Source organism: Mesorhizobium sp. M0408, from assembly GCF_040321495.1.
Classification (GTDB): Bacteria; Pseudomonadota; Alphaproteobacteria; order Rhizobiales; family Rhizobiaceae; genus Mesorhizobium.
Genome location: NZ_JAMYRO010000016.1, coordinates 100781 through 117560 on the forward strand (window position 1 = coordinate 100781; position 16780 = coordinate 117560).

At 62.5% G+C, this 16780-nt stretch carries 20 protein-coding genes; 8 read left to right on the plus strand and 12 right to left on the minus strand.

Going from position 1 to position 16780, the window contains the following annotated elements; translation table 11 throughout:
* The first annotated feature begins 3 nt into the window (after positions 1-3).
* Positions 4-699, plus strand: coding sequence for an urea ABC transporter ATP-binding subunit UrtE (urtE, locus tag NKI67_RS19775; protein WP_126041867.1), 696 nt, complete (start codon positions 4-6; stop codon positions 697-699).
* 212 nt (positions 700-911) lie between these two features.
* Complete coding sequence (locus tag NKI67_RS19780; protein WP_023674857.1) at positions 912-1112, plus strand: hypothetical protein; 201 nt, start codon at positions 912-914, stop codon at positions 1110-1112.
* A gap of 46 nt (positions 1113-1158) precedes the next feature.
* Here the strand turns inward: NKI67_RS19780 and NKI67_RS19785 are convergent, their stop codons facing one another.
* The 9 genes from NKI67_RS19785 to NKI67_RS19825 all read right to left on the minus strand — a co-directional run bounded on the left by NKI67_RS19785 (position 1159) and on the right by NKI67_RS19825 (position 8823).
* Positions 1159-1965 (minus strand): DUF72 domain-containing protein, encoded by an 807-nt coding sequence (locus NKI67_RS19785; protein WP_352646463.1) that lies wholly within the window; start codon positions 1963-1965, stop codon positions 1159-1161.
* Positions 1966-1993: 28 nt separating this feature from the next.
* The gene (locus tag NKI67_RS19790) at positions 1994-2464 is read right to left on the minus strand and encodes a GNAT family N-acetyltransferase (protein ID WP_352593522.1); all 471 of its coding nucleotides are present in this window, start codon (positions 2462-2464) and stop codon (positions 1994-1996) included.
* On the minus strand, positions 2461-2871 hold the full coding sequence (locus tag NKI67_RS19795) for a DUF302 domain-containing protein (RefSeq protein ID WP_352593519.1): 411 nt from the start codon (positions 2869-2871) through the stop codon (positions 2461-2463). Before NKI67_RS19795 ends, NKI67_RS19790 begins: the two co-directional genes overlap by 4 nt.
* On the minus strand, positions 2871-5792 hold the full coding sequence (gene uvrA, locus NKI67_RS19800) for an excinuclease ABC subunit UvrA (protein WP_352646465.1): 2922 nt from the start codon (positions 5790-5792) through the stop codon (positions 2871-2873). Before uvrA ends, NKI67_RS19795 begins: the two co-directional genes overlap by 1 nt.
* Positions 5793-6488: 696 nt before the next feature.
* Positions 6489-6887: a hypothetical protein gene (locus tag NKI67_RS19805; RefSeq protein WP_352593513.1), complete on the minus strand. Its 399-nt coding sequence runs from the start codon at positions 6885-6887 to the stop codon at positions 6489-6491.
* Positions 6884-7489 carry an ATP-dependent Clp protease proteolytic subunit gene (locus NKI67_RS19810; protein WP_352502501.1) on the minus strand — a complete coding sequence of 202 codons (606 nt, stop codon included), beginning with the start codon at positions 7487-7489 and terminating at the stop codon, positions 6884-6886. Before NKI67_RS19810 ends, NKI67_RS19805 begins: the two co-directional genes overlap by 4 nt.
* 26 nt (positions 7490-7515) lie before the next feature.
* Entirely contained in the window at positions 7516-8010 is a 495-nt protein-coding gene (locus NKI67_RS19815; protein ID WP_352646467.1) for an SRPBCC family protein, read from the minus strand.
* Between the two features lie 26 nt (positions 8011-8036).
* Complete coding sequence (locus NKI67_RS19820; protein ID WP_352448759.1) at positions 8037-8351, minus strand: ArsR/SmtB family transcription factor; 315 nt, start codon at positions 8349-8351, stop codon at positions 8037-8039.
* 82 nt (positions 8352-8433) lie between these two features.
* Complete coding sequence (locus NKI67_RS19825; protein WP_352646470.1) at positions 8434-8823, minus strand: cupin domain-containing protein; 390 nt, start codon at positions 8821-8823, stop codon at positions 8434-8436.
* A gap of 208 nt (positions 8824-9031) precedes the next feature.
* Here NKI67_RS19825 and NKI67_RS19830 point away from each other — a divergent pair, with 208 nt between their 5' ends.
* Entirely contained in the window at positions 9032-9544 is a 513-nt protein-coding gene (locus NKI67_RS19830) for a single-stranded DNA-binding protein (protein ID WP_023674867.1), read from the plus strand.
* 123 nt (positions 9545-9667) lie between these two features.
* Entirely contained in the window at positions 9668-10093 is a 426-nt protein-coding gene (locus tag NKI67_RS19835) for an OsmC family protein (protein ID WP_352646472.1), read from the plus strand.
* Positions 10094-10101: 8 nt separating this feature from the next.
* Here the strand turns inward: NKI67_RS19835 and NKI67_RS19840 are convergent, their stop codons facing one another.
* On the minus strand, positions 10102-10731 hold the full coding sequence (locus NKI67_RS19840; RefSeq protein WP_023674869.1) for a MarC family protein: 630 nt from the start codon (positions 10729-10731) through the stop codon (positions 10102-10104).
* 74 nt (positions 10732-10805) lie between these two features.
* Positions 10806-11336 carry a hypothetical protein gene (locus tag NKI67_RS19845; RefSeq protein ID WP_352646474.1) on the minus strand — a complete coding sequence of 177 codons (531 nt, stop codon included), beginning with the start codon at positions 11334-11336 and terminating at the stop codon, positions 10806-10808.
* 86 nt (positions 11337-11422) lie between these two features.
* Between NKI67_RS19845 and NKI67_RS19850 the strand changes: the two genes are divergently transcribed.
* Both NKI67_RS19850 and gyrA read left to right on the plus strand, forming a co-directional pair.
* Positions 11423-12250, plus strand: coding sequence for a helix-turn-helix transcriptional regulator (locus tag NKI67_RS19850; RefSeq protein ID WP_352593499.1), 828 nt, complete (start codon positions 11423-11425; stop codon positions 12248-12250).
* A 148-nt stretch (positions 12251-12398) separates the two neighbouring features.
* Positions 12399-15209, plus strand: coding sequence for a DNA gyrase subunit A (gene gyrA / locus NKI67_RS19855; RefSeq protein ID WP_023674872.1), 2811 nt, complete (start codon positions 12399-12401; stop codon positions 15207-15209).
* A 54-nt stretch (positions 15210-15263) separates the two neighbouring features.
* On the opposite strand, the gene NKI67_RS19860 is transcribed toward gyrA, so the two are convergent.
* Positions 15264-15416, minus strand: coding sequence for a hypothetical protein (locus NKI67_RS19860; protein ID WP_352646477.1), 153 nt, complete (start codon positions 15414-15416; stop codon positions 15264-15266).
* Positions 15417-15611: 195 nt separating this feature from the next.
* Between NKI67_RS19860 and coaD the strand changes: the two genes are divergently transcribed.
* Together coaD and NKI67_RS19870 are read left to right on the plus strand one after the other, a co-directional pair.
* A complete protein-coding gene (gene coaD, locus NKI67_RS19865; RefSeq protein ID WP_023674874.1) occupies positions 15612-16112 on the plus strand; it encodes a pantetheine-phosphate adenylyltransferase in 501 nt (166 codons plus the stop codon).
* Between the two features lie 75 nt (positions 16113-16187).
* Positions 16188-16778, plus strand: a complete 591-nt coding sequence (locus tag NKI67_RS19870; RefSeq protein ID WP_352471695.1) for a peptidylprolyl isomerase — start codon at positions 16188-16190, stop codon at positions 16776-16778.
* Positions 16779-16780 lie beyond the last annotated feature (2 nt).

Genomic DNA, 16780 nt, shown 5'->3' on the forward strand with positions numbered 1-16780 from the left:
ACCATGCTCGAAGTCTCCAATGCCACGCTGCACTACGGGGCTGCCCAGGCGCTGCGCGGCGTCTCGCTGAAGGCCGGCGCCGGCAAGATCACCTGCGTGCTCGGCCGCAACGGCGTCGGCAAGACCAGTTTGATGAGATCGATCGTCGGCCATCACCGGCTGACGAGCGGAAGCGTTGCCTTCGAGGGGAAGGCGCTCGACCGGAGCGCGGCGTATGATCGCGCCCGGTCGGGCATCGCATTCGTGCCGCAGGGCAGGGAGATATTTCCGCTGCTTACGGTGCGGGAAAACCTCGAATCGGGTTTTGCGCCGTTGAAGCGCGCCGATCGCAACATTCCCGGTCACGTCTTCGAATTGTTTCCGGTGCTGAAGCAGATGCTCGCGCGCCGCGGCGGCGATCTTTCCGGCGGCCAGCAGCAGCAGCTTGCCATCGGCAGGGCGCTGGTGATGCGGCCGAAGCTGCTGGTGCTCGACGAGCCGACCGAAGGCATCCAGCCGTCGATCATCAAGGACATCGGCCGCGCCATCCGCTATCTGCGCGACCAGGCCGGTATCGCCGTGCTTCTGGTCGAACAATATCTCGACTTCTGCCGGGAATTGGCCGACGAGGTCAACATCATGGACCGCGGTCAGATCGTCCATACCGGCCCCGCCGAGGATCTCGACCGGGCGGACGTCCGCAAATTCCTGACTGTCTGAATTCTTATTGATTCCGTTACTTTGCAACTCTGGCGCGCTGCAGATTGCGTGCTAGATTTTGCTTGGCCTTGGTGAGTCGGCCGCTTTCCGTACCAGTTTCAACTTGGCAGATCAGGGGAAGGCGCGGCCCGCGTCGGCACGCTTGCGCGCAAGCCCTTCCAGCGATCTGTTGTCGTCCAACATTTCGGGTGCTTGGGAGCCAGGGCCAGTCAATGGAGCGCTATGTCGAGGACTACCAGAAACGACGGCTCACGGAGCGCGTCGATATCCTGACAGCCATCAACATTCTGAAATCGCAGGGGTATGACCACGACGAACTCATCGCGGAGATCACCAAGGTCTTCTATGTCGATCTCGATGCTTTCAACGAGATTGTCAGGGTTGATCGGCGTCCGGACGAGCGCGCCGCATAGCCGGTAATTGAGGACCCGGCCAGGCAGACCACCGACAGCGGGGGCGTCAGCCTGCGACCCGCTTCATCAGCGCGATGGCGCCGAATGGAGCGCGGACCTTGCCCTCGGTGATGAAGTAGACGAACACGTCGCGTGGCTTGACCGGCGCGTCGGTTGAAGGAGCGACACGCGGCAGGTCGGCCGGCACCTTGCCTTCCGCCCAGGCTTTTGCGCGCGCCGCCCATTCATCGAGCGCCTTTGGCGTGTAGCAATCGGGATTGTCGTCGCTGCCGGTCTGCAGCCGCGCATAGATGAAATCGCCGGTGACGTCGGCAATCCCCGGATATTTGGCGTGGTCGGCATAGACGATGGCGGCCTTGTGCTTTCGCGCCAAGGCGGCGAACTCCGGCACGACGAAGCTGTCGTTGCGCACCTCGACCGCATGGCGCAGCGCAACGCCGTCCTGCTTTTCCGGCAACAGCTTGAGGAAGGCCTCGAAATCGTCCGGGTCGAATTTCTTGGTCGGCGCGAACTGCCACAGGATCGGCCCGAGCTTGTCGCCAAGTGCCGCGACGCCCGACCCGAGGAAGCGCATGATCGATTCCCCGGCCTCGCCGAGCACGCGGCGGTTGGTGACGAAGCGGTTGCCCTTCAGCGAATAGACGAAACCATCCGGCGCCTCGTTGGCCCATTTGACGAAGGTCGGCTCCTTGAAGCTCGAATAATAGGTGCCGTTGACCTCGATAGTGAGCACCTGCCGGCTGGCATAATGCAGTTGCTTGGCCTTCGACAATTTGTCCGGGTAGAAGGACGTGTCCCACGGCTCGAAGGTCCAGCCGCCCATGCCGGCGCGGATTGTTCCTGATTGAGTCATGGTCGTCCTCCCGGTTTGCAGAAAAGGATCACGCGATGGCGGTCGTCTCGACGGCTTTCGCCATGTCGACGATCGTCCATCCTGGCCGATATGGATTGGGCCGGCGACCCGTTTCGCGAAAGCCGTAGGCCTTATACAACGAAACGTTCCGTTCCATTCTGGCATTGGTGTAGAGTCGGATTTCCGGCAAGCTCCACAAGCGCGTCTGTTGCTCGGCCCAGTCGAGCAGCCCGATGCCGAAACCCTTGCCCTGAAAGGCGGGCGCAACGGCGACGCTGAAGATCATTGTATGGTCCGCATGTCGTTCGAGAACGATCAAGCCGGCCGGCTGTCCGTCCTGCTCCGAAAGCCAGACCTCGCCGCGTTCTATGCGCGGCGCATAGTCCTCGGTGACGGGGATCGGCGGTGCGCCGAGCAGGGCAGTGTAGGGCGCGTAGGCGTCGGTGGTGAGCGAGATCACCATGGGGAGATCATCGGCCCGAGCGGCTCTCATGATCAAAACTGGCCCGCGCCGGCAGCGGCCGCAATCACCTTGTCCATGCCGGCCGCTATCGCGGCGACGGCATTGCGACTGGCGTCGCCCAAGCCGTGGCGCTCGGCGAGCCAGTGCGCGTCATTGTAGGAGAGCCAGACCTTGCCTTGCTCGTCCTCCCAGGCCAGTGCCTTGACCGGCAGATCGATGCCGGCAAGCTGCCGGTCCTGCATCAGCGGCGTGCCGCCTTTCGGGTTGCCAAAAATCAGAAGCTGGGTCGGACGCAGAGAAGCTTCGACACTGCGCGCACCGGCGGCGTGGTCAATGCGGGCGAAGACCAGCAATCCTGCACGTTCCACAGTCCCGACCAGGCGATCGATCGTTTCGGCCACGCCGAAGCGGCTTTGGACCGTGATGAGACCGTTCTTTGCCATCACTCCGCCGCTTCGCGCTTGCCTCCGGGGCGCCGCTCCAGCAATTCCCTCAGGAACTGCCCGGTATAGCTGCGTTTTTCGCGAACGATGTCCTCAGGCGTGCCGGACGCTACCAGCTCGCCGCCGCCGTCACCACCTTCGGGGCCAAGATCGAGCACCCAGTCAGCGGTCTTGATCACCTCTAGATTGTGCTCGATGACAACGACCGTGTTGCCCTGGTCGACCAGCTCGTGCAGCACTTCAAGCAGCTTGGCGACGTCGTGGAAATGCAGGCCGGTGGTTGGCTCATCGAGAATGTAGAGCGTCTTGCCGGTCGCCTTGCGCGACAGTTCCTTGGCAAGCTTGATGCGCTGCGCCTCGCCGCCCGACAAAGTCGTTGCCTGCTGGCCAACATGGATGTAGCCGAGGCCGACCCGTTTCAGCGTCTCCAGCTTGTCGCGCACACCGGGCACGGCGGCGAAGAAATCGACGCCTTCCTCGACCGTCATGTCGAGAACGTCGGCGATTGATTTGCCCTTGAACAGGACGTCGAGCGTCTCGCGGTTGTAGCGCTTGCCGTGGCAGACGTCGCAGGTGACGTAGACGTCGGGCAGGAAGTGCATCTCGATTTTGATGACGCCGTCGCCCTGGCAGGCCTCGCAGCGGCCGCCCTTGACGTTGAACGAGAAGCGGCCCGGCTGGTAGCCGCGCGCCTTGGCCTCCGGCAGGCCGGCGAACCAGTCGCGGATCGGCGTGAAGGCGCCGGTATAGGTGGCAGGGTTGGAGCGCGGGGTGCGCCCGATCGGCGACTGGTCGATATCGATGACCTTGTCGAGGAATTCCAGCCCCTCGATTCGGTCATGCTCGGCCGGATGCTCGCGCGAGCCCATGATGCGGCGCGACGCCGCCTTGAACAGGGTCTCGATCAGGAAGGTCGACTTGCCGCCGCCGGATACGCCGGTGACGGCGGTAAACGTGCCGAGCGGGATTTCGGCGGTGACGTTCTTCAGATTGTTGCCGCGCGCGCCGACGACCTTCAGCCGGCGGTTCTTCTTGGCCTCACGCCGCACTGCCGGCGTCGCCACTTCCAGCTCGCCCGACAGATATTTACCGGTGATCGAAGCGGGCGTCGCCATGATCTGCTGCGGCGTGCCCTGGGCGATGATGTGGCCGCCATGGATGCCGGCCGCCGGGCCGATATCGACGACGTAGTCGGCATGCAGGATGGCGTCCTCGTCATGCTCGACGACGATGACCGTGTTGCCGATGTCGCGCAGATGCTTCAGCGTGTCGAGCAGGCGGGCATTGTCGCGCTGGTGCAGGCCGATCGACGGCTCGTCGAGCACATAGAGCACGCCGGTCAGGCCGGAGCCGATCTGCGAAGCCAGCCGGATGCGCTGGCTCTCGCCGCCCGACAACGTGCCGGAGTTGCGCGACAGCGTCAGATAGTCGAGACCGACATCGTTGAGGAAGCGCAGCCGCTCGCGGATTTCCTTGAGCACGCGCACCGCGATCTCATTCTGCTTGTCGTTGAGCGATGCAGGCAGGTCGGTGAACCACTGGTCGGCCTTGCGGATCGACAGCTCGGTGACCTCGCCAATGTGCTTGCCGGCGATCTTGACCGCGAGCGCCTCGGGCTTCAGCCGATAGCCGCGGCAGGCCGGGCAGGGCGTGGCCGACATGAAGCGCTCGATCTCCTCGCGCATCCAGGCGGATTCGGTTTCCTTCCAGCGGCGCTCGAGGTTGGGGATGACGCCCTCGAAGGTTTTCGTCGTCTTGTAGGAGCGCAGGCCGTCATCGTAATGGAAGGTGATTTCGCGCTCGCCGGTGCCGTGCAGGACGGCTTGCTTTGCCTCCTCGCTCAAATCCTTGAACTTGTCGCCGAGCTTGAAGCCATAGGCAACGCCCAGCGCTTCCAGCGTCTGCGCATAGTAGGGCGAGCTCGACTTCGCCCAAGGGCTGACGGCGCCGGCGCGCAGCGAGACATTCTCGTCGGGCACGACCAGGCTGGCATCAATGGCGCGTTGGCTGCCGAGCCCGTCGCAGGTCGGGCAGGCGCCGAACGGATTGTTGAAGGAGAACAGCCTGGGCTCGATCTCGGGAATGGTGAAGCCGGACACCGGGCAGGCGAACTTTTCCGAGAACAGCATGCGTTCATGCGTCTCGTTCTTCGATTTGTTGACCGAATCCTCGCCGGTCTGGCTGGCGTCGAGCGGCTTGTCGGCAAATTCCGCCACCGCCAGCCCGTCGGCCAGCTTCAGCGCGGTCTCGATGGAATCGGCGAGCCGCGTCGCCAGATCGCCGCGCACGACGATGCGGTCGACGACGACGTCGATGTCGTGCTTGTACTTCTTGTCCAGCGCCGGCACGTCGGCGATCTCATAGAAGACGCCATCGACCTTGACGCGCTGAAAACCCTTCTTCTGCAGCTCCAGCAGCTCCTTGCGGTACTCGCCTTTGCGGCCGCGCACCATCGGCGCCAGGATGAACAGCCGGGTGCCTTCCACGACTGCAAGCACCCGGTCGACCATCTGCGAGACCGTCTGGCTCTCGATCGGCAGGCCGGTGGCCGGCGAATAGGGTACACCGACGCGGGCGAACAAAAGCCGCATATAATCGTAGATCTCGGTGACGGTGCCGACCGTCGAACGTGGGTTCTTCGAGGTGGTCTTCTGCTCGATGGAGATGGCTGGCGACAGGCCGTCGATCTGGTCGACGTCCGGCTTCTGCATCATTTCGAGGAATTGCCGTGCATAGGCCGAAAGGCTCTCGACATAGCGGCGCTGGCCCTCGGCGTAGATGGTGTCGAAGGCAAGCGACGACTTGCCCGACCCCGACAGGCCGGTCATGACGATCAGGCTGTCACGCGGCAGGTCGAGATCGACATTCTTCAGATTGTGTTCGCGTGCCCCGCGAATGGAGAGATATTTATGGTCGGCCATCGCCGGTCGCCGCCTCAGAATCTGGAATTCGTGGGATGGGCGGGTTTTCCCGACCACCCCCTATGTAGGCAATTTCGCCGCCTTTTCGAGAGACGCCACAACTCTCGACCAAAGCGTTTAACCGCCTTTCGCGCGAACGGGCAAGCGGAAAGAACAAAGGCCGAACACGCTCCTGACAAAAGCTGCCCGTGGGGCCGGCTTCCCAAAACGTCTCGCGATCACATTTTTCGGTAATCGGCTATTCAAGGTTGACGTCCCTGCACCGTGGGGGCAGACTCCAGACGTCAACGAAGCCGGCCGTCTTTCGATGGCCTCGCGGCCTGGGGCTAGCCTGCGAGACGCCGCGGGTTATGCGATGAGCGCTTCGACGACGACAGTCGCAACCAACAGAAGGAGAGCAGAGGCATGACTCCACCGGATTGTTCGTTGAGGCTCCACGTGTCGCTGGAGCCGCGGCAGGTATAAGTGGCCAGGGTCAGGCGTTTTCGCTGCCCGCCAAACGGACCTGCTGATCCCCATAAAATCAGAGACTGCTAGTCGGATCGTCGGCTGAGTGCCGCGAAGCATCCGAAATAAAATGCCGGCAGTACACTCCCGGCAATTTGGATTTCAGATCCAAGAAGCCCCGTCAGTTGCAAACGCAATGGCGGGGCTGTTCGTTTGAAGCGCAATATTTGTGGTTCACACCAGGCGAGCTTAGCGGCTGGAGGGCCTGATCCCGCCGGTAGCGACATCGATGGTGATGCTACCGGAAATCCGAACGTCGGTATCGCCAATCTTGAAGGTGCCGTTGCCGCTGCCTGGAGCCATATCGTCAGGCTCAGGCCGCGGCGCTGGCTCGGCGATGCGATAATCGCTGGTCACACCGGGCAGGGCGCCCTTTTGCGAAGACATCGAATTATCTTGGGCAAGTGCCATACCCACCAGCATGTTCGTGCCGGCTACGGTAGCGATAGCAAGGCATAACAGGCTGGACGAGCGGCTGGCGGTCATCGCCGGACTATAGTGCCGCGATAGCGGCAAGACCAGACCGATGTCGCTGAAATTGCGGGCGCTCAATCGCGTCAGTTCCGTCCGCCGGCCCGGCTCGTTCATGCGGCCTGCTTGCGAGTGTCGAAAACATGGTCGACGAGGCCCCAATCCTTGGCCTCCTGCGCGGTCATGAAAAAGTCGCGGTCGAGCGTGCGTTCCACTTCTTCGTAGGTGCGGCCGCAATGGCGGGCGTAAAGATCGGTCATGCGCCGCTTGGTGCGAAGGATGCCCTCGGCATGGCGCTGGATATCGGAGGCTTGGCCCTGGAAACCGCCGAGAGGCTGATGCAGCACGATGCTGGTGTTGGGTAGCGCGATCCGCCGCCCCGGTGTGCCGGCCATCAAAAGGAACGAGGCCATCGAGGCGGCGAAGCCCATACAAACCGTGGAGACCGGGCAGCTGATATACTGCATCGTATCGTAGATCGCGAAACCGCTGGTCACCACGCCACCCGGCGAGTTGATGTAGAGCGAGACCTCCTTGTCGGGATTGTCGGATTCCAACGACAGAAGCTGGGCGCAGACCAGCGCCGAGGTGCCGTCGTCGATCGCCCCGTTGATGAAGACGATGCGCTCGCGCAGCAGCCGCGAAAAAATGTCGAAGGCGCGTTCGCCGCGGCTCGACTGCTCGATCACCATTGGCACCAGATTGGCAAGGCCGCTCATCGGTTCTCTCCGTTGACTGTTGTCGTTCAGGCCGCGCGCAGGAAGAGGCGCGGCGTGTTTGCGGCGATCTGCTTGTGTCTGGGAGTGCGCGCTTCAAACGAAAGCCGGCAACCGGCGCCTGCCATCGCGATCTCCGGCACTGCTGCCCGAGCAAAACCATCATGGACGATGCGCAGATGCGTGCCGCCGGAAACGGTGCGGTCGAGCGTAAAGGTGACGATGCTGTCCACTGGGCTGTCGTTCATTGCGCTGTCCAGGGGGCTGCCGGGCGGCACCTGCGTATCGCCGGGCGCCGGCCGCTCCCGCCAGGAATAGCGCAGCAGCCGTCCGGGATCCGCGTCGAGGATTTCGCACTCGATCGGCGCATTCGGCGCTTTAAAGGCAAAGCGGTTGCCGATTTCGGGCTTGATGTCGTTCGGCATCATCCAGGCCGCGAGCAGGTCCGGCACCGTCAGCGCCCGCCACACCTTTTCCGGCGGTTCGGGCAGCTCGCACTCGAACTCGATCTTGTCTGCGGCCATTTCGGCGCGTTCTGTGCCTCGGCTGGTCATTGGTCCATGTCCTTCAAAACCGTCTTGAGTCTTTCGATGCGCTCTGGCCAGAACGCACGGTAGCGTTCGATCCAGCCGAGCAGTGGCGCAAGCCCCTTCGGATCGACGCGGTAATAGGCATTGCGACCGGCCCGGCGCTCGACCACGAGGCCGGCGCCGCGCAGCACTGCGAGATGTTGCGATACCGCCGGCTGCGATACCGGTATGCCAGTGCGCAGTTCCGACACCGTCATCTCGCCGTCGGCGAGCCGCTCATAGACGGCGCGACGCGTTGGATCCGCTAGTGCCCGAAAAATGTCTGCTTCGATCATGCCGAAAGCATAAGTCAATACTTATCGGTTTGGCAAGCCGTGTTTTTTAAGACAGGCGGTGTTTTTTAAGACAGGCGAGGTTTTACAAACTCGCTGGAGGCCAGCGTCTCACCATGTCGGGGGATCCGTTGAACGTCGCCTCGAAAACTGGTGACGCGAGCACAGCATGAATATGAAGCAATTCGGAGCCGACGTTTCGGAAGCCATGTTGCCTGTGCGCGGCAACAACAAGCGACTGTCCGGCAGTCAAGACGAGATGCTCTTCGTCGATCCACATCTCGGCCCTGCCAGCGATGACGGTAAGCACTTCCTCGACCGGGTGCCAATGTGTCGGGGCGCCAACCGCGGGTTCGACCCATTGTTCGAATATGCAAAGTTGAGTTGCGCCGTTGCAGGCCGAGACATGCATGCGGGTCTTTACTCCCGTCCGCCATTCTTCTTGCGGCTGATCGTCGTGCGCAACCATCTTCATGCGTTCGCCTCGATCCCATGGTCTGTGGAAATTCGACGCCAAGACACTACTTCTTACTGACAACTATTGACAGTGCAGGGCCTCTCCTATAGAACGAAAAGAGAACAAAAACCTTGTGGGAAAAGGCAGCGACGACAGGCAGGGATTGTCCATAGCCTGTAAGGTGCGGCGACAAAAATTCGGTTTCGGATGAGCGCGGAGAAGTATCATGGCGGGTAGCGTCAACAAGGTCATTCTGGTGGGCAACCTCGGGGCGGACCCTGAAATCCGCCGCTTGAATTCGGGTGACCCGGTCGTCAACATCCGCATCGCGACGTCGGAAAGCTGGCGCGACAAGACATCCGGAGAGCGCAAGGAAAAGACCGAGTGGCACAATGTCGTGATCTTCAACGACCAGATCGCCAAGGTGGCCGAGCAGTATCTGAAGAAGGGCATGAAGGTCTATGTCGAGGGCCAGCTGCAGACGCGCAAATGGCAGGACCAGACCGGCAATGACCGCTATACGACCGAAGTCGTGTTGCAGAAATTCCGCGGCGAGCTGCAGATGCTCGATGCGCGGGGCGAGGGCGGCGGCCAGGTCGGCAACTATGCCGGTGGTGGTGCGAGCCGCGGTTCCGATTTCGGCCAGTCCGGCCCGGGCGAAAGTTTCAATCGCGGTGGCGCCAACAAGGGCGGCGGCGGTGGTTCGTCGCGCGAGCTGGACGACGAAATCCCGTTCTGATTTCTCGGGGCGGACTGCCCTTGCGACGAAAAGCGCCGGCACCTTGGCCACGAAATGGCGTCCCGAAAATCTGTCTTGGATTTTCGGGACGTTGTGCGTTTGAGCGGTGAAAGGACGTATCAGGTGAAGGCAAGGGTCAAATGGGTCGAGGAGCGCACTTTCGTTGGCGAGTCCGCCAGTGGGCACAAGCTGGTGCTAGGCACTGCGTTCGGGCCGGAGGGCAAGACGCCGGGGCCGAGCCCAATGGAACTGGTGCTGATCGGCACTGGCGGCTGCTCGGCCTATGACGTGGTCCATATCCTCGAAAAGGGGCGCGAGGCGGTCGAAGATTGCGTGGTCGAACTCGATGCCGACCGTGCAGAAGCCGATCCCAGGGTGTTCACCCGCATTCACATGCATTTTGTCGTCAAGGGCCGGGCGCTATCACACGACAAGGTGAAGCGGGCGATCGGGCTTTCGATCGACAAATACTGCTCGGCCTCGGCAATGATGGCCAAGACTGCCGAGATTACCCACGACTTCGAAGTCATTGAAACGACAGCGAAGTAGGGTTGTCCCTACGTCGCCATCAGCGCCTTGATGCCGTCGGCGACGAACTGTACGGCGAGCGCCGCCAGGATGACGCCGAGCAGCCTTGTCAGGATCGAACGGCCGGTTTGGCCGAGGATACGGTCGATGCGCTCTGACAGCACGAACACCAGGTAGGTGATGACGAGGCAGATGGCGATGATGCCGACAAGGGCTGTCTGCGCCCCCAAACCCTGAAACGAGCTTGAGAGCAGGACGGTCGCCGAAATCGCGCCGGGACCGGCAATAAGCGGGATCGCCAGCGGAAAGGCGGCGATGTTGTGGATCATGTCCCTGGTGATGGCGACGTCGCCGATCTTCTCCTTGCGGTCCTGCCGGCGCTCGAACACCATTTCGAAGGCGATGAAGAACAGCAGAAAGCCGCCGGCGACGCGGAAGGCCGGCAGAGTGATGCCGAAGACTGACAGGATCGACGCGCCGGCGATTGCGAACAACGCCATTACCAGGAAGGCGATGACCGAGGCGCGCACGGAGACCTGGTTGCGCTCCTCGCGGTTCATGCCGCGGGTCACGGCGAGGAAGAGCGGCGCCAGGCCGGGCGGATCGATCGTCACCAGTATGGTGACGAAGGCGTTGAACAGGCTGTCGAAGCTCGGCATGCTGACCCTCCCCGCCGGCAAAGCCGGATAACGGGATTGGTAGAGCAAAGCGGAGCCAGTGGAAACCGTGCGGATCAGGGGCTGACGGCCCGGCGCGCCAGAAACTCGACTTCGAGACGCCAGGTGGCGCCGTCGTCCTGTGAGCGTTCGCCCAGCCAGCGGAACGAATTTTCGGTGATGCGCGAAAAGCTCCAGCGCACAGCAGATCCGGTGCCGTCTGCGCCTTGCTGGATGATGGTGTCGCCCTCGGCACGGCCGAGCTGGCGGCTGTAGTACTGATTGCGCGGATCGCTCCAGAAGATGTGCCAGGCGTCAACGCCGGGATCGTAGACGCGCAACGTCGTGCCATAGAAGGTCCATTTGCCGAGCGAGGGCGAGGGGCCGGCGTCACGGGCAGGCAGGATCCATACGTCCTGGATCGCGCGGCCTTCGAGCACCCAGCCGAAATGCACTTCGCCGCGCCCGGTCAGCACCTGACCGTCCTCGAGATGGCGCGTGGCGTCGAACGTCCAGGCGCCGATGAAGCGGCCATAAAGATTCAGTTTCTCGGCAAGGGCCGGTACGGGCCCACCGCTGTGCAGGGCCTTGGCAAAGGAATTGGACATGGCTTCGCTCTCATCTTGTCAGGAGACCGGCAAGCATAGAGGCTCACAGGGGTTCTGCGCTTGGGAAAAGTTGCTATGTTTCGGCGATGACGACGAGCGCGCACAGGCTGGCGTCGGGCCGAGGCTGGCAGGTGTCGGATGTCATCTGCACCGCCAGCGCCGCCGACAGGCCATTCGAGGAGGAGCATCGGGATTTCTGCGTTGCCGCCGTAACCAACGGCACCTTCCGCTATCGTGCGCGCGAGGGCACGGCGATGCTGGCGCCGGGCGCGCTCCTGCTCGGCAATCCCGGCACATGCTATGAATGCGGTCACGAGCATGGCGCCGGCGACCGCTGCCTCTCCTTCCATTTCGGACCGGCCTATATGGAGCGGATCGTCGCCGACGTGCCGGGCACGAAGACGCTCGATTTCGGCACGCCGCGCCTGCCGCCCTTGCCGGCGCTGGTGCCGCTGCTTGCCGAAGCGGAGGCGGCGCGCGAGATGGCCGACACCGGCGCGTTCGAGGAACTCGCCCTGCGCATTGCCGGTGCCGCGGTGACAGCGGCTTGCAGCGCCACGGATCGGGGACGGACGCCGAGCCGCCGTGACCAGAAGCGTGTTGCCGAAGCGGTGCGGCGCATCGAAGTCGATGCCGACCGGCCGATCTCGCTTGCCGAACTCGCCGACGAGACCGCCACCAGCCCTTACCATTTCCTGCGCACCTTCCGGCACGTCGCCGGTATGACGCCCTACCAATTCCTGCTGAGAGCGCGGCTGCACAGGGCAGCCGTGCGGCTCCGGACGTCGGATCAGACGATTTCGGCGATTGCCTTTTCGGCGGGATTCAACGATCTATCAACCTTCAATCGTCGTTTCCGGCGGCTGATGGGCGAGGCGCCGGGTACTTATCGCGCCCGCCGGCGACGCCCGTGAAAGGGTGCCACGGCCATATCGTCGCAATTGGTTTATCCTTTTGAATTTGCCGCTAAAAACCACACTGGAAAACTGCCGCGATTGTTGGAGTTTCAGGCTGGCTTCCTATATAAGCACCAAGTGATTCCTGATTAGATTGTGATCCGATTTGACCGACCAAAAGACACCGCGCGGCGCCGACGGCGGCCCCACCGGCATCGAGCCGATATCCATCATCGAGGAGATGCAGCGCTCCTATCTCGATTACGCCATGAGCGTGATCGTCAGCCGCGCGCTGCCGGACGTGCGCGATGGCCTCAAGCCGGTGCATCGCCGCATCCTCTACGCCGCCTATGAGAGCGGCTATCACTGGAACCGCAAATATGTGAAATCGGCACGCCCGGTCGCCGACGTGATGGGTAAATACCATCCGCATGGCGACGCCTCGATCTACGACGCTTTGGTGCGCATGGCGCAGGATTGGTCGCTGCGCGTGCCGCTGATCGACGGGCAGGGCAATTTCGGCTCGATCGACGGCGATCCGCCGGCGGCGATGCGCTACACGGAATCGCGGCTGACCAAGGTCGCGCATGAGTTGCTGGAAGACATCGACAAGGACACAGTCGATTTCCAGGACACTTACGATGCGTCCGGCAGCGAACCGAAAGTCCTGCCGGCGCGCTTCCCGAACCTGTTGGTCAACGGCTCCGGCGGTATCGCCGTCGGCATGGCCACCAACATCCCGCCGCACAATCTGGGCGAGGTCTGCAACGGCGCCATTGCCCTCATCGATAATCCGGCGATCGACCTTCCGGCGCTGATGGAGATCATTCCGGGACCGGATTTCCCGACCGGCGGCATCGTGCTTGGCCGTTCCGGTATCTACAGCGCCTATTCGACCGGCCGCGGCTCCATCGTCATGCGCGGCCGCGTCAACGTCGAGGCGCGCGGCAACGATCGGGAATCGATCGTCATCACCGAGGTTCCCTATCAGGTGAACAAGGCGTCGATGATCGAGAAGATGGCCGAGCTGGTGCGCGACAAGCGCATCGAGGGCATTTCCGACATTCGCGACGAGAGCGACCGGCAGGGCTACCGCGTCGTCATCGAACTGAAGCGCGACGCGGTCGCCGATGTCATTCTCAACCAGCTTTACCGCTTCACCCCGCTGCAGACATCCTTCGGCGCCAACATGGTGGCACTGAACGGCGGCAAGCCGGAATTGCTGACTCTGACCGACATGCTGAAGGCGTTCGTCGCCTTCCGTGAGGAGGTGATCAGCCGGCGCACAAAATTCCTGCTGCGCAAGGCGCGCGACCGCGCCCATGTGCTGGTCGGCCTTGCCATCGCTGTTGCCAACATCGATGAAGTCATCAAGCTGATCCGCAGCGCTCCGGACCCGCAGACGGCGCGCGAGCAGTTGATGGAGCGGCGCTGGCCTTCGGGCGACGTGGAATCGCTGATTCTTCTGATCGACGACCCGCGCCATCGCATCAACGAGGACGGTACCTACAATCTCTCCGAGGAGCAGGCGCGCGCCATCCTCGAACTGCGCCTGCAGCGCCTGACCGCGCTCGGCCGCGACGAGATCGCCGACGAGCTGAACACGATCGGCGACGAGATCAAGGACTACCTGGACATCCTCTCGTCCCGCGCCCGCGTCCAGCAGATCGTCAAGGACGAGCTCATCGCCGTGCGCGACGAGTTCGGCACGCCGCGCCGCACCGAGCTCGCCGAGGGCGGGGCGGACATGGAAGACGAGGACCTGATCCAGCGCGAGGACATGGTCGTCACGGTCAGCCATTCCGGCTACATCAAGCGCGTGCCGCTGTCGCTCTACCGGGCGCAGCGCCGCGGCGGCAAGGGCCGCTCCGGCATGTCGACCAAGGAAGAGGATTTCGTCACCCGGCTGTTCGTCGCCAACACGCACACGCCGGTGCTGTTCTTCTCCTCGCGCGGCATCGTCTACAAGGAAAAGGTCTGGCGCCTGCCGATCGGCAACCCGCAATCGCGCGGCAAGGCGCTGATCAATATGCTGCCGCTCGAACAGGGCGAGCGCATCACCACGATCATGCCGCTGCCGGAGGATGAGACGAGTTGGGGCGAGCTCGACGTCATGTTTGCCACCACGCGCGGCACCGTACGTCGCAACAAGCTGTCGGACTTCGTCCAGGTCAACCGCAACGGCAAGATCGCCATGAAGCTGGACGAGGAAGGCGACGAGATCCTCGGCGTCGAGACCTGCACCGACAATGACGACGTGCTTTTGACGGCAAGTTCCGGCCAGTGCATCCGCTTTCCGGTCAGCGACGTACGCGTCTTCCAGAGCCGCAATTCGGTCGGCGTGCGCGGCATTGCGATGGCCGATGGCGACCGGGTGATCTCGATGGCGGTGATCGAGCATGTCGATGCGCCGCCGGCGGAACGTGCCGCCTACCTCAAGCGGGTGGTGGCCGAACGCCGGCTCGCTGCTGACATTGCGGCCGGCGAGGAGGAAGAAATCCAGCTCACCAATGAAGAGGTCGGCGAAGAGGCGGAGCTTTCCGACGACCGCTATGAGTTCCTCAAGGCGCACGAGCAGTTCGTGTTGACGGTGACGGAATATGGCTACGGCAAGCGTTCATCGTCCTACGATTTCCGCCTGACTGGCCGTGGCGGCAAGGGTATTCGCGCCACCGACGTCTCGAAAACGGCCGAAATCGGCCGCCTGGTGGCGACCTTCCCGGTCGGCAACGACGATCAGATCATGCTGGTTTCGGATGGCGGCACCGTAATTCGCGTCCCGGTCAACGGCATTCGTTTCGCCAGCCGCGCCACCAAGGGCGTTACTATCTTCAATACCGCAGAGGGCGAGAAGGTCGTTTCGGTGGAGCGGATTTCAGAACCGCAAGCCGACGAGGAGATCGAAGAGAGTGTCGATGCTGAAGGTGGCGCTTCCACCGATGCCGAAGGTGGGGAGCCTGATACTACCGTCGAGTGAGTTTGCCACGACGGCGCCAGCCCTATGGGCCGGCGTGTGAAGACACCCCGCAATCTAGAAGTGGCGATAAGGCTTGCGGTTGCCGAAGCCTTCGAACCGCTTGGTATTGGCCTTGGCGGGGACGCGCTGTGCTTCCTGATGCAACCCGAATACGGTAGCGATCAGCATGGCGACGGTCATTGCGGTGGCGAGGATGTAGATCAGCATGTGCATGTTCTCCTGCGCCTAACAACGATTAGATGGGTGTTTGGTTTCATCTTCTGCAGCGGCAACTTAGTGAACACTGCGTGAAGCTGTTGTGAGCGGCACATTCATCTGTCGTTCACGTCGGCCAAAAGGTTCACGGGGCGGGCTGGCGATCGGATTTGCCTTTAGGGGAGAGGCTCGCTAGAAGCACCTGCCATGACCGAACGCATCGCCCTTTATGCCGGCTCTTTCGACCCGCTGACCAACGGCCATCTCGACGTGCTGAAGGCGTCGCTGGCCGTGGCGGATACAATCTATGCGGCGATCGGCATCCATCCCGGCAAGAAGCCGTTGTTTTCCTTCGAGGAACGGGTTGGCCTGATCGAAACGGCCGCGAAGGCGGAATTCGGCAGCGACGGTGCGCGTATCAAAGTAGTCGCCTTCGACGGGTTGGTGATCGATGCGGCCAGGAAGCATGGCGCCTCGATCATCATCCGCGGCCTGCGCGACGGCACCGATCTTGACTATGAGATGCAGATGGCCGGCATGAACGAGACCATGGCGCCGGAGCTGCAGACCGTGTTCCTGCCCGCCAGCCCTTCAGTGCGCACCATTACCGCCACACTTGTGCGCCAGATAGCTTCGATGGGAGGCGACATCCGCCCCTTCGTGCCGGCGGCCGTGGCCGGCGCGCTCACCGCCAAATTCGCGAAATAAATGCATGTCACCCAAAAGTGGAACCCGGCTTTGGGTAACGACATGCATGAACGAAGATATTCGGAGAAAGATCCCATGCAGCTGAAAAAGCTTGCCTTCTTGCTTGCCGTGCTTGCCGGTCTTGTGACCGCATCCGTGTCGGCCTTTGCCGCCGATCCGGAAAACACCATGATCGTAACGCTGAAGGACGGCGACGTGACCATCGCGCTGAGGCCCGACCTTGCGCCGAAGCACGTCGCGCAGATCAAAAAGCTGGTGCGCCAGGGCGCCTACGACAACGTCGCCTTTCACCGCGTCATCGACGGCTTCATGGCGCAGACCGGCGACGTCAAGTTCGGCAACATGAAGAGCGGCTTCAATGCCGACGCTGTCGGCACCGGCGGCTCCGATCTTCCTGACCTGCCGGCCGAATTCTCCAGCACCGAGCACTACCAGCGCGGCGTGGTCGGCATGGCCCGCTCCGACGATCCGAATTCCGCCAATTCGCAATTCTTCATCATGTTCGCGCCGGCACCGCCGCTCGATGGCCAGTACACCATCGTTGGCAATGTCGTCAGCGGCATGGAGCTGGTGGACCACATCAAGAAAGGCGACGAGGCGCAGAACGGGACGGTGACCGACCCCGATCGCATGATCAAGGTGCGCATCGCCGCGGACGGCAAGTAACC